8 protein-coding genes and 1 riboswitch are annotated in these 13,160 nt (G+C 40.8%); of the genes, 5 read left to right on the forward strand and 3 right to left on the reverse strand.

The features are described from left to right. Nucleotides 1–602 precede the first annotated feature (602 nt). A complete protein-coding gene (locus AQ505_RS13180) occupies nt 603–3,023 on the forward strand; it encodes a family 20 glycosylhydrolase (RefSeq protein ID WP_197286174.1) in 2,421 nt (806 codons plus the stop codon). A 293-nt stretch (nt 3,024–3,316) separates the two neighbouring features. Here AQ505_RS13180 and AQ505_RS13185 read toward each other — a convergent pair whose 3' ends face one another. Together AQ505_RS13185 and AQ505_RS13190 are read right to left on the reverse strand one after the other, a co-directional pair. After that, nucleotides 3,317–5,752: an outer membrane beta-barrel family protein gene (locus tag AQ505_RS13185; RefSeq protein ID WP_062548616.1), complete on the reverse strand. Its 2,436-nt coding sequence runs from the start codon at nt 5,750–5,752 to the stop codon at nt 3,317–3,319. 117 nt (nt 5,753–5,869) lie between these two features. Next, nucleotides 5,870–6,214 (reverse strand): hypothetical protein, encoded by a 345-nt coding sequence (locus tag AQ505_RS13190; RefSeq protein WP_062548617.1) that lies wholly within the window; start codon nt 6,212–6,214, stop codon nt 5,870–5,872. A 146-nt stretch (nt 6,215–6,360) separates the two neighbouring features. On the opposite strand from AQ505_RS13190, the gene AQ505_RS13195 reads away from it, so the two are divergent. From AQ505_RS13195 to AQ505_RS13210, 4 genes are all read left to right on the forward strand, one after another. Continuing rightward, nucleotides 6,361–6,885: an RNA polymerase sigma factor gene (locus AQ505_RS13195; RefSeq protein ID WP_197286175.1), complete on the forward strand. Its 525-nt coding sequence runs from the start codon at nt 6,361–6,363 to the stop codon at nt 6,883–6,885. Beyond that, nucleotides 6,882–7,298: a hypothetical protein gene (locus AQ505_RS13200; protein ID WP_062548619.1), complete on the forward strand. Its 417-nt coding sequence runs from the start codon at nt 6,882–6,884 to the stop codon at nt 7,296–7,298. Before AQ505_RS13195 ends, AQ505_RS13200 begins: the two co-directional genes overlap by 4 nt. Before the next feature lie 62 nt (nt 7,299–7,360). Then, nucleotides 7,361–7,549, forward strand: a riboswitch (cobalamin riboswitch). Between the two features lie 93 nt (nt 7,550–7,642). After that, the gene (locus AQ505_RS13205; RefSeq protein ID WP_062548620.1) at nt 7,643–8,950 is read left to right on the forward strand and encodes a DUF5074 domain-containing protein; all 1,308 of its coding nucleotides are present in this window, start codon (nt 7,643–7,645) and stop codon (nt 8,948–8,950) included. A gap of 254 nt (nt 8,951–9,204) precedes the next feature. Next, nucleotides 9,205–11,733, forward strand: a complete 2,529-nt coding sequence (locus AQ505_RS13210; RefSeq protein ID WP_062551006.1) for a heavy metal translocating P-type ATPase — start codon at nt 9,205–9,207, stop codon at nt 11,731–11,733. Between the two features lie 4 nt (nt 11,734–11,737). Here the strand turns inward: AQ505_RS13210 and AQ505_RS13215 are convergent, their stop codons facing one another. Beyond that, nucleotides 11,738–13,144 (reverse strand): aminotransferase-like domain-containing protein, encoded by a 1,407-nt coding sequence (locus AQ505_RS13215; protein WP_062551007.1) that lies wholly within the window; start codon nt 13,142–13,144, stop codon nt 11,738–11,740. Nucleotides 13,145–13,160: the final 16 nt, after the last annotated feature.

Here is a 13,160-nt window from a genome sequence, read left to right on the forward strand (position 1 = left end):
GGAGGTACAAACCCGCTTTTCCTCAGTATTATTCGGGATTGAAGGATCTGTATTGAGGAACCCAGCAATGATTAGCCCGATGGAACTGATGAATAATAAAGTTAAACTGATATTGCGTTTAACTTTTCTTATCTGGATACGCAGACCGGCTAATAAATAGATATAACTTAATGCCCATATTATAAATACGACGATCCTCACCCATTCATTCCATCCGATTGAATCGCCGTTCAGCCCAAACCAGGAAGGGTCAAATACAGATTTTGTAAATTGTAATAAGGTCATCCTGATACAAATATATTCTATAAGAGATAGGAAGGTACTGTGATAACATGACATATTAAGGGGGGAAATGCGACAATTTGAATGATCATAATCTTAATTAAGCAAGGCAATTCTTCATTTAAAAATAGGGATAATACCACAGCGCAAACGTTTGTGCGATTTCAGTGGCTTCATTTGTCGTTCTATTGCTCGATCTTTTATTAGCATTGTGTAAGCGACACGATACTGAACCCTTAAGAAGCTCGATACTTCTATAAAGTATAATCGCTGGAAAGGCCTAGAGATACGCTGTTTTCAATAAAACCTAAAATATGAATATGAAAAAACTATACGCGATGATATCCTGCGCTTTTTTATTTGGCGGACAGGTATTTGCCCAGCAGACAGATAGTGTCTTGTTTGGAGAAATTGGAAAACAGGTGGCTTTTTCCACCGCTCTGAAATCTGGAGATACTGCAATCCCTAAACTTAATGTGCCTAAGGGATTTTCTGCCATTTTAAAAGGAACCGATCGCTTAACAGTCATTAATGCTGATGGAAAGATTTTTATACCACTCGAAAATGTGGACGTTTCTTTGTTCTATCAGCTGAAAAGAGAAAGTGATCAGCTGATTATGGATATGCAAACGATCACTTTAAAAGTGCCAGGTCAGTTCAATGACCAAGGAAAAGCAATCAATGCTAAACCTTTTGTGATTCCAGCCTTAAGAGAATGGCATGGGGCAACAGGTAGTTTTCAATTGAAAAAGAAAAGCCGCATTGTCCTGGCAAAACATGATCCTGTTTTACAAGGAATTGCTGATTTATTGCAAAAGGACCTGAAGGCCATGAATCTTCCTTTGGAAATCATAATTGGAAAACCTGCCGGCGGCGATATCGTACTGTCGCTGAATACTCCCGATAAAGGATTAGGTGAGGAGGGTTATGAATTGATCATTGGAGATTACCTTCAGATCAATGCTTTGCATAAAAAAGGGGCAATCTGGGGTACAAGAACATTGCTGCAATTGCTGGAACAGGATCCTTTAAATCACTATATCGTAAAAGGACAAAGTAGAGATTATCCTAAATATGCGGTCAGAGGATTAGTACTGGATGTAGGCAGAAAGTTCTTTACCATAGATTTCCTGAGAGACTATGTGAAAATGATGTCGTACTATAAAATGAGCGAATTCCATATTCACTTAAATGATAACGGTTTTCCCATCTATTTTAAGAATAAATGGGAAGATGTGTATGCCGCATTCCGTCTGGAAAGTACAACTTATCCAGTGCTAACGGCTAAAGATGGACATTATACAAAGAAAGAATTTATTGCACTTCAGGAAATGGCCGATGATTATGGCGTAGTGATTATTCCTGAAATTGATGTGCCCGCGCACTCCTTAGCCATCACCCGAATTCTCCCTGAAATTGGCAGTAAGAAATATGGTATGGATCACCTGGATTTGTATCATCCTAAAACTTACGAGATTGTAAGCAATATATTTAAGGAATACCTGGAGGGCCCAAATCCGGTTTTTAAAGGAAAGGTAGTGCACATTGGTACTGATGAATACGCAAAAGAAGAAGCGGAAAAATTCAGGTATTTCACGGATTATTTTATCAAATATGCACAGGGATTTGGAAAAGATGTGCGTGTTTGGGGGGCCTTAACTCATGCCAAAGGGAAAACTCCTGTGACCGTTAAAGGAGTGGCCATGAATGCCTGGTACAATGGTTACGGTGAGCCCAGAGCGATGAAAAAACTAGGTTATCCGCAAATCAGTACTCCTGACGGCTGGTTATATATCGTTCCGGCAGCAGGCTATTACTATGATTACCTGAACTTAAAGAATTTGTACAGAAAATGGGAGCCCGTAAATATTGGCGATGTGACTTTCCAGGCCGGGGATCCTGCCGTTATCGGAGGGATGTTTGCCGTGTGGAATGATAAATCACCTGGAGGAAACGGAATTACAGAGAAAGATGTTCATGATCGCGTTTTCCCGGCATTACAAGTTTTATCTCAAAAGATGTGGGCCGGAACAGACAGCATTCCTTTTAAAGATTTCCTGGTTAAAGGAAAAGGAGTTAAAGAAGGACCTGGCGTTAATGTAGCTGGTTATGTTTTAGGGAAGGACTCATTGGTGCTGAATTATACTTTTGAGGATTCAAAACTTAAAGATCAATCCAGCTATAAACGTGGAGCGGCGGCAAAAAATAAGGTAAACTTTGCCAAAGGGATCAACGGTAATGCCCTGGTTTTATCAGGCGAGAATAGCTTCCTGCAATTGCCGCTTAAAGAAATTGGCTATGGTTATACCGTTTCTATGTGGTTAAAACCGGATCAAAAGTCGGTAGGAGAGCGGATCTTATTTAGCTCAGCGAATGGGGTAGTTAAATCCTCTACTAAATCTCAAAAACTGGGTTTCTCCAGAGAAGGAATGGATTATGAATTTAATTACCAATTGCCATCAAATGAATGGACACAGGTAGTGATCACTGGTGACCATAAAGGAACTTCATTGTTCATCAATGGAAAACTTCAGGAGAAGATGATGGGTAAGGAAATCTTATTCCCGGATACCAAAGCAAAAATGTTAAAAGTAGAAACTTTGGTGTTTCCATTGCAGACTTTGGGCAGTGCGAAAAATGGTTTCTTGGGTGCGGTAGATGATTTGAAAGTGTTTAATAAAATGCTTTCTGATGAAGAGATTAGTAAAGCTTATTTAAATAAAGGGCTGGTTTCAAAATAAAGAAACGTACCAGGATTATAATATTGGGGGAGCGTCCGGGTCATTATGACTTGGGCGCTTTATTATTTAAGGAAATTTGGATTTGAGTTTGATCTCTGATTAAAGGATAAGCAACATCCGCCTGTATTTTCAGATCAGGCGATTGACTGCCTTAAAGTATGCAGCTAAGTATTGGAAAGCAGGCAGCTAAGCTTCAGATGGCGTTTATGGACACCAGAATTTGGAAAATGAAACTCCTAAGTAGCGCTGCGACAATCCAATAGGATCACTGCGGAGGCATCCCAGCAGTGATATTAGTTCGACAAATCATCATTTCTGATTTCGTTTTTACTCTTTTTCAATCCGTTCTTTAGACCACCAAAATTATAATTCAGACTGATCCGGAAGCTGCGGAAATACTCCTGACTACTGCTGAATTGCTGGAAATTATAGCCAAACCATTCATTACTGGAATTACGGTATTTTGTAAATGGATTCTTGAGACCTATCGCAAAACCCAGTTTGTCTTTAAGGATTTCCTTGTTTAGTCCGATCTCAGTACTGATTAGCCCATTTGAACTGCCTTGTAAACCATTGGGATTGCGGCTGATGATATTTAAGTTTGCATTTACGCGCCATCCACTGATCATATTCAACGCATTAGATAAGGATAGGAAATAGGTGTAGCGATCGTTATTCACGATAACCCCATCACTTGGTCCTGATAACCACAGGTACATCACCTGACCGTTTATACCCAAATGATACCACTTGGTAATAGGGTATGCAAAGTTGAAATTCATACCCAAACTTTTAGCTTTACCCACATTGGCGAAAGTCGTACTGGTGACCTGATTTTCGGGATCATAACTGCTGATTTTAAGGTCCAGGTTGTTCATGAACGAATAGTCCAGCGCAAGATTTACTGATAATTTTTTGTTGCTGCTAAAACCAGTCTGTAAACTATTCATCAATACCGGTCGAAGATTCGGATTGCCTGTGGATTCTATATTTGGATTTGATCTGTCGGTGTAAGGATTAAGCCTGTTTATTCCTGGTCGCCTGATCCTTTGAGACCATCCGAAATTGAGGCTGCTGCCATTCTTAAAGTTTTTACCAATGGCTATAGCAGGGAGTAGCTGGTTGTAGCTCTGATTTGCAATGGCTCCTGAAGATAGGAAGCTGGCCCGCATTATGGTATGCTCCAATCGAAGGCCCAGGCTAAAATTCCATTGGTCTAAGGCCAGTTGATAGGCATTGTATACACTAAAAACGTTTTGTGTATGCTGATACTGATCCGAAAGGGAGGGAACTGGTTCAAACTGCCCTGATCGTTCGGCTAATGAATCGTATTCAAAATCACTTCCGCTTTTTCTAAAAATGGCTTTTAAACCCGTTTCAATATTGATTCTTTTCATCCGGCTTGTAAAATCTAGTTGAGCGGTCTGCTCTTTAAATTGCTGCTGTCCATTTTGCTGGTAGTCGGCCGTGTTGTGGTTCAGCTGATTCGAAAAGTCAACTTTCGTATACTGATCTCCTGGATTGTCGATATATCTGTAAGAAAGGGTAAGGAATTGGTTTTTGGTGGATTTGAAACCTAACTGATAATTAATTGCGGCATCCGTCCCATAGGAATGATCAATATGCTGATTTGCAAAATTATAGCGCTGTACGGCCATGTTTTCCCTTGCTAAAAAAGCAGTGGTGTATTGATTTCCTTTTGTACGGTTGCCATTGCTGTTAAATTGACCTGAAATTAATTGCAGAGAATCAATTTCATAGCTGAGCTCCGTTCCAAAATAGCCGTTACGCTGATCTGAGGTACTGAATCCATGTTGCTGAAGACTGGATAAACTTTGATCTGAACTTGTTCTGTTGTTTTGGAAACTGGTTGCTGGACTGTGAGAAATACCTGCTCCTGCAAAGGCGGAGATTCCAAATCGCCCCAATTTAGCCGTAAATGAGCCACCGGCGCCTGGCCCGCCAACTGGTCCGCTGCCATTCAAATTCAAACTGCCTTTGTAGCCATCACTTAGTTTTTTATTGGTGATGATGTTGATGATGCCTGCAAGACCTTCTGCATCATATTTTGAAGGAGGAGTAGTGATCACTTCGATTTTTTGAATGGTAGCGGCAGGCATACTACTGAGTATGGCGCTGAGGTTGCCATTTACGATACTGGAAGGTTTGCCATTGATCAGTACCTGATAGCTCGAGTTTCCCTTCAATAAGACCCGGTCGCTGCCATCTAAGGAGAGGAAAGGGATTTTATGGATCATGCCAAGGACGCTGCTGCCTTTGCTTTCCGGATCAGCCTGCAAATCATAAATAATGCGGTCTGGCTGATGCTGTATGATCGGCCTCTCCGAAATAATAGCCACATCTTTTAAAGAATTGACCTGCGGTTGCAACAAGATGGTACCCAGTTGACTTCCCTTGTTTAAAACGGCGATATGAAGGATTTTTTGCTGATAACCAATTGCGGTAATGCTGATCCAGTAAGACTTTTCTTGTAATGCTGGAAAGGTAAATGTCCCGCTATCTTTTGTAACCAATGCCTTTAGTTGTTCATTTTTATCATTCTTCAACCTGATGGTGATCAACGACAGTGGCTGCCGACTAATCGAATCTACTATTTTGCCAGAAAGCGGGTAAGTATTGGGGCTGTTTTGAGCAACTGCAGTTTTATGCACCATTAAAAGTATGCCGATGAGGAGAATTGTAAAGACTGGCTGGAGTTTGGTTTTCATGGTGGTAGGTAGATTTGTATGGTTTCTAAAGGTGAAAATTAGGGCATGCCAATCCCTTATCGTGCTGATACACAATTCAGGAGGTAGTTGAAAAAATTTGAATGGTTGGGCTAGGCCTTAAGGCTGCTTTCTGTTTTTTGCCTGTATGATTAAATAATAGGTCAAAAAGCCAATCGCAATAAAGATGCTGAGCACCCCATAAGGCAATGGAGAATCTACCGCACTAAAAGGTAAATATTCCAGAACAATAAGGCCAAACCCAGTAAAAAACAGAATCAATCCCCATTTTAAAGCTGCTGTACTATAATTGCCCAGTGCTGATAAGATTTTGACAGTAGATTCATTGATCGGCCCTGCTTCAAGGATTCTCTTTTTTAGCCTGTAATTCAGCACGGCAATGATTAGAACTGCAATAATGATAAAAAACAGAATGACGATTATAAATGGAAGTAGCTGTTTCATGATAATGTTTTGATAGTGATTTGATACAGTAGTCAATAAAAGAGATGATGTGGTTGCAAGTATTTTTTATTAATTTTTGCAACCGTATACTACAAACGGCTGACTACTGTCATATGCTCGACGATAAGGAAATTGTATCCAGGATAATGAAGGAAGATTTCCATGCTTTTGAGCAACTGGTCAAAGCGCATAAAAAACTGGTATTCTTTGTGATTAATCGCCTTGTATATGGCCTACAGGACAAAGAAGATATTTGTCAGGAAGTTTTTATTAAGGTATATAAAAGTCTGCCGCATTTTAAATTTGAATCTAAACTATCTACCTGGATTGCTCGTATCGCCTATTTAACCGCCGTCAACTATATTAAGAAGTATAAAAAAGGGTTCGAATCGGAATATCCTGATCATATTGACCAGTACCATTTTACAGAAGAAACTCCGGAACTGGTCTTCAGTAAAAAGAATATCTCGGAGTACATCAACCAGCTGATTGCTCAAATGCCTTTACCATACCGAACTGCTATCACTTTATATCATCTGAATGAATTCAGCTGTAAGGAGATTGAACAGATTACCGGTACGCCTGAAGGAACCGTAAAAAGCAATTTGTTCCGGGCAAGAAAACTGCTGAAAGAAAAAATAGAGAAAGATTTTAAAAACGAACCATTATGAAAGAACTGAATGAGGAGGAGATACAACGCTTACTAGAAGAAAATCTCCATTTTCCTGTGGAATTATCCGGCGATGAAGAAAATAAAAATCTGGAAAAATATCGTTTTCTGTTTGAGCAATTGAAAGAGGAACCGAAAGAGGGCTTACCTTTTGGTTTCGCTGTAAGCGTCAAAAAACGCTTACAGGCACAACTGAATCGTAAAAAAGACGCTAAGTTTTACCTGGCTACTTTTGTGGCGCTCAGCCTCAGCTTTGCTTTGTTTTACACTTTACTGCAAATTATTAATGGAAATGCTGCCGATCAATTCATTGCAGTGCTACTGAAATTTAAGTGGGCAATTGTAATGGGCACGCTGGTGTTTTTAAGCATTCTATATTTAGACCAGAAATTAGTCAAAGAACGCATGGAGTAGTTGTTTTGGACGCTGTTTTGGCCGCATAAAGATTCAGCTGCTAGATTATTCAGTTAGATTTATATCTTTGCGGCGCTTTTGGTTTCCGGAATACACCCGGAATTAAAAGGGAATCTGGTGTAAATCCAGAACTGTCCCGCAGCTGTAAGCTCCTTAACCGAGGTACGATTTAAAGTCACTGTTATTCACGTAATGGGAAGACCATACTTAGGGGAGCAAGTCAGAAGACCTGCCTTTAGCATTTATGATTCATAGCTTTCGGGGATTGAAGCTGGAATGAGGATACTCTATTTTTAGGGTACCCATGTTCTTTTTATTCCGTTTGCTGTGGTTTAAAGCAGAAGATGAATATAAAACAAACCATAGTAGCAATGTTTTGCCTGGGAATACTTGCCGTATCCTGCAAAAAAGAAGAAACAGAAATCGCCAGATTAACCTATCAGGCGGAGAGCGACAGTCTGATGACCGTTAAGGCAGGGAAGGAGTTGATCCTTGCACCTCAAATCATAGGTAAAACCAGCCGATATCAATGGGTAGAGAATGGAAAGGATGTCGCGAGTACCGCAACTTATACCTTTAAAAAAGCTGAACCAGGAATTTACAATATCGAGTTTACGGTAGAGAATGATAAAGGTAAAACTTCCCTTAATTATCGTGTAAAAGTGCTTGGTCCTTACGGCGATGGAGTTTTACTGTTAAGTTATACCGATGAAACTGGCTTTGGGAATTCTAGTTTATCACACATCGATGAAGATGGAACCATTCAGCTGAACATTTTTTCAAAGGCTAACCCTGGTGCTGCTTTATCCCCGGAAGCAAACAGCTTATATTACTTCAATAATCAATACTACATCACCTCTTCTTCAGGACCAAATTTCCTGAGCGTTGTAGATGCACAAACTATGAAGTTAAACTATGTAGTTAATAAATCTGCTGCGAGCGAAGTGACTTATTTTGCCACAACAGACGGAAAAACAGGTTATGTAAATGTAACCAATCGTAGGAAATCAGGTCTGTACACAGTTGATCTCACCAATAAAAGTATTAGCTCAACGATTCTGGAAGGAAGCAAGGAAGTATCGCTGGTACCCATCAATACAGTGAATCAGACCATTGTTACTGGAGCCGGTAAACAGCTGATAAAAGTAGAAGGCGGCAAAGTTGTGGTATTGAATAGCTATAAAGAAAATGTGGCTGGAGTAGTCAGAAGTGGCGATAACAGCTATTGGGTAGGCGTTCAGGGAAGTACGGCTAACAAAGCCAAATTCGTCAAGCTAGACAAAAGCAATAAAGGAGTAGACTCCGTGGAACTGTCCGCTAATTTCAAAGTTCCTGCAAATGGCATCCTGACCTCAGGTGGAAAAGACGAATATTTGTACTGGCAGGAAACCTCCAGAGGTGTAATCTGCAGATTTAATACGCGTACTAAAACAGCAGAGGAATTTGTAGATCATGCAAATGCTGGGATCATATTTGCCACGAGCTGGAAAGTCAACCCTAAAAATGGAGAACTTTATGTCGCTGATAGCCCGGAGATATTCTCTGGAGGTGAACCATTCAGTAATCTTTTCATTTTTGATAAAACCGGAAAGCTTAGGAAAGAAGTGAAGAAAGCAGGGTATCAGATTACCGATATTGTTTTCCCACAATAGCTATAGATAATAATTAAATAGAATAGCCCTAGCTTATACGCTGGGGCTTTTTTTTTATAAATAATTACAGGAAGAGATCAGCATTAGGAAATACTGATTATATAAAAAAAGAGCCGAATTATATAAATTTAAATGACGTGTTTGGGCTAGGTTTGTCTCTTCATGAAATCTAAACTGCTTCTGTTTTAGTGCTGAAAAACATATTAACAAGCATTTTGTTGATCTTCTAATATTAATCTTATGATCCTATAATGATGAAGCATACTTACCAAATCACTGGAATGACCTGCGATGGTTGTCGAACGAAAGTTGAAAACGCCTTAAATGGAATTGATGGGGTATCAGCAACAGTAACTCTGGAGCCCGCAGCAGCAGTCATAACGATGGATACGCATATTCCAACTGAAAAGTTGCAGGATGCATTATCGGCTACAGGAAATTATAAGATTGAAATGGCAGTGCATCATTGGCCTGCTCGTAAGGAACATGTACATCAGGAGCATGAACATCAGGCAGCTCATGTATCCTTGGCGCATAAAGTTAATCAGGCAGGTGGCGTATATTATTGCCCGATGCATTGTGAAGGAGAGAAGACTTATGACCAACCTGGCAGTTGTCCGGTCTGTGGAATGGATCTTTTAAAACAGCCAATCGTACAAAAGGCCTCGCAATTTACCTGTCCAATGCATCCGGAAATCATTCGGGATCAACCTGGGGCATGCCCAATATGCGGGATGGACCTGGTGCCAACTGGATTGGATGTTGAAGCAGAAGACCATACTTACGAAGACTTATTACGTAAATTTAAGATAGCTGCGATATTCACCGTTCCCATTTTCATCATCGCCATGACTGAAATGGTGCCTAATAACCCATTATTTAAACTAATGGACCTTAAATATTGGAACTGGGTTCAATTCGCGTTTTCTTTACCAGTGGTATTCTATACCGCCTGGATGTTCTTTGAACGCGCCTGGAGATCAATTGTGAGCTGGAAGCTAAATATGTTTACCCTGATTGGAATTGGGGCAGGAGTGGCATGGGGCTTTAGTATCGTCGCCATGCTTTTCCCGGATATCTTTCCAGACCAGTTTAAAACCCATCATGGAACAGTTTACGTCTATTTTGAAGCGGCCACAGTAATCCTGACTTTAGTATTGCTAGGGCAGCTTCTGGAAGCTAGAGCACACGGAAAAACGAATACAGCCATCAAAGAACTTTTAAAATTGGCGCCCAACACGGCGACAAAAATTGTGGATGGAAAAGAGCTGATGGTATCCATTGATGACATTCAAAAAGGAGATCTGCTGCGTGTGAAACCTGGAGAAAAGATTCCTGTTGATGGCAGTATCAAAACCGGCGAAGTGACTATTGATGAATCCATGATCACCGGTGAACCTGTACCGGTAGAGAAAAGTCCTGGCGACAAAGTGAGTTCAGGAACGATCAATGGCAATAAGACCTTTGTGATGCTGGCCGAAAAAGTAGGCTCTGAAACATTGCTTTCTCAAATCATAGAAATGGTCAATTCTGCGAGTCGCTCGAAAGCACCCATCCAAAAGTTAGCCGATGAAATCTCTGGTTATTTTGTGCCGGTTGTAGTATTGATTGCGATCGCAACATTCGTGGTCTGGGCTATTTATGGGCCTGATCCCGCCTATGTATACGCTTTCGTAAATGCGATTGCCGTGCTGATTATCGCTTGTCCATGTGCCCTCGGCTTGGCTACGCCGATGTCTGTAATGGTGGGAGTAGGAAAGGGTGCCCAGTCTGGTATCCTCATTAAGAATGCAGAGTCTTTGGAGAAAATGAATAAGATTGATGTAGTCATCATTGATAAAACAGGAACAGTAACGGAAGGAAAACCATCTGTTGAAAAAGTAAGCAGCGTCCAGCCCGATTTCAGCGAAAAAGATATTTTAGAAAGAATAGTTGCATTGAATAGCAGCAGTGAGCATCCACTGGCGGCAGCAACACTTCGTTATGGCGAAGAAAAGAAAGTCGCCGTACAGTCTATATCAGATTTTGAAGCCGTAACAGGTAAAGGAGTTATTGGGAAACTCGGAACTGAGGATCTTGCCTTAGGCAATCAGAAGTTAATGGAGCATGTAGGTGCTGAAATCTCTGCAGAGATTAATGAACACGTGAAGTCTGCCCAAAAACTGGGCAAAACAGTTTCCTACTTATCGGTAGGGAAGTTTGCGGTAGGTTTCGTTGTCATTTCTGATAAGATCAAAGAAACCAGTGCAGCCGCAATCCGTAAATTACAGGAGGAGGGATTGCAGGTTTTAATGTTTACCGGAGATAACGAAGATACTGCAAAAGCAGTAAGTCAGACCTTAAATCTGGATGGTTTTAAAGCGCAGATGCTGCCAGAAGACAAGTTAAATGAAATCAAGAAACTACAAGCTGCGGGTAAAATGGTAGCCATGGCTGGCGACGGGATTAATGATGCGCCTGCATTATCGCAGGCTGATATCGGGATTGCAATGGGTACAGGAACAGATGTAGCGATTCAGAGCGCCGCAATTACCTTAGTAAAGGGCGATTTGAATGGAATTGCCAAAGCCAGATTACTGAGTCATAAAGTAATGGGAAATATTAAAGGAAATCTATTCTTTGCCTTGGGCTACAATGTACTGGGAATTCCGGTAGCAGCAGGCCTTCTATACCCGTTTTTTGGAATCTTACTTTCTCCAATGATCGCAGCATTGGCCATGAGCTTTAGCTCTGTTTCCGTGATTCTAAACTCATTAAGGCTCAGGAATGCTAAAATTGATTAGTTAATTATAGTAAAGCGCCTATCGTCTTAATGGCCTGATGGGCGCTTTCATTCCAGGGTAATCCATAGCTTAATCTCATGCAATTGTTGAACTGATTTTGTAAGGTAAACATCCTTCCTGGTGCAATGCTGATGTTCAGTTTAATCGCTTTATCATATAAATCAGCGGTATTGATCTGCTTTGCAAGTTCGATCCATAGCATAAATCCACCGTCTGGTCTGCTGACTTTTACATCATCTGGAAAGTACTTTTCAATAGCCTCTACATAACGCAGACTATTAAAATGCAAAGTTCTTCTCAATGTTTTTAAATGCTGTTCATAACGCCCTTTCTCTAAGAATGAAGCTACAACTTCCTGCGTCAGTCTGCTGGAAGATATGGTATTTGAAAACTTAACCCTACTGATTTTTTCTGCAAACTTCCCTGGTGTCAGCCAGCCCACGCGATAACCTGGCGCCAGGGTTTTAGAGACAGAACTGCAGAGCAGCACCAAGCCACTCTCATCAAAAACTTTGCAGTTAACCGGTCTCTCCTGACCGAAATACAGGTCGCTATACATGTCATTTTCTACCAGAGGAATATCATAATGTTCCATCAACCGGACCACCTCCTTTTTATGTTCAACAGGCATAGTTCCTCCCATTGGATTGCTGAAATTAGGAACCAATAAACACAGTTTTACTTTATTGGTCTGCAGGGATTTTGTTAAAGCTTCCAGGTCTATTCCTGTTTGCGGATGACTGGGCAATTCCAATATGTTTAAACCCAGTGATTTTGCCAATTGAAGAATGCCAAAATAGATGGGGCTTTCTACCACTATGGTGTCACCTTTTTCCGTTAAAGCCATAAAACAATGAGCCATAGCAGCGGTGCAGCCGGCTGTTGGTAAGATTTCATCTTCCCTGAGCTGTCCTCCCCATTGATAAGATATCCTGGCGATCTGTCTGCGTAGATTTGTACTGCCATTCAGATTTTCATAACCTGAGGCATGATCTTCCAATTGCCAGACGGTCTTACAGACTAGCTTGTTTAGTTTAGCAAGTGGTAGATAGGCTTTGGAGGGGACACCTAAAGAAAACATCACCTTACCTGAATTGACTGCCTTGTATACCTTACTCACCAGCGCAGATGGATCTTCGTTTCCCATATTGGGAGATGGAACACTTACATTTGGTAATGCCGGCAGTTTCCGGACAGGGTTTACAAAATATCCAGACTGAGGTTTGCTATGTATCAAACCCTGACTTTCCAAGATATGATATGCTTTCAAAGCAGTGCTCATACTCACCTGATAACTGCTGCAAATACTTCTGATAGAAGGCAGCTGATCATTAGCCAAAAGCAATCCATTGATCATCTGCCGACTAAAGTCTGCCGCAATTTTCTCATACAAAAAGGTCACTGTCTTCATTTGAGCCATTATTTTA

Origin of the sequence: Pedobacter sp. PACM 27299, assembly GCF_001412655.1 — a bacterium.
Lineage (GTDB): Bacteria > Bacteroidota > Bacteroidia > Sphingobacteriales > Sphingobacteriaceae > Pedobacter.

Excerpts from the sequence above, each read along its gene's own strand:
- AQ505_RS13210 (WP_062551006.1), top strand. The coding sequence starts at position 9,205 with ATGAAGCATACTTACCAAATCACTGGAATGACCTGCGATGGTTGTCGA.
- AQ505_RS13205 (WP_062548620.1), top strand. The coding sequence starts at position 7,643 with ATGAATATAAAACAAACCATAGTAGCAATGTTTTGCCTGGGAATACTT.
- AQ505_RS13190 (WP_062548617.1), bottom strand. The coding sequence starts at position 6,214 with ATGAAACAGCTACTTCCATTTATAATCGTCATTCTGTTTTTTATCATT.
- AQ505_RS13180 (WP_197286174.1), top strand. The coding sequence starts at position 603 with ATGAAAAAACTATACGCGATGATATCCTGCGCTTTTTTATTTGGCGGA.
- AQ505_RS13200 (WP_062548619.1), top strand. The coding sequence starts at position 6,882 with ATGAAAGAACTGAATGAGGAGGAGATACAACGCTTACTAGAAGAAAAT.
- AQ505_RS13185 (WP_062548616.1), bottom strand. The coding sequence starts at position 5,752 with ATGAAAACCAAACTCCAGCCAGTCTTTACAATTCTCCTCATCGGCATA.
- AQ505_RS13215 (WP_062551007.1), bottom strand. The coding sequence starts at position 13,144 with ATGAAGACAGTGACCTTTTTGTATGAGAAAATTGCGGCAGACTTTAGT.
- AQ505_RS13195 (WP_197286175.1), top strand. The coding sequence starts at position 6,361 with ATGAAGGAAGATTTCCATGCTTTTGAGCAACTGGTCAAAGCGCATAAA.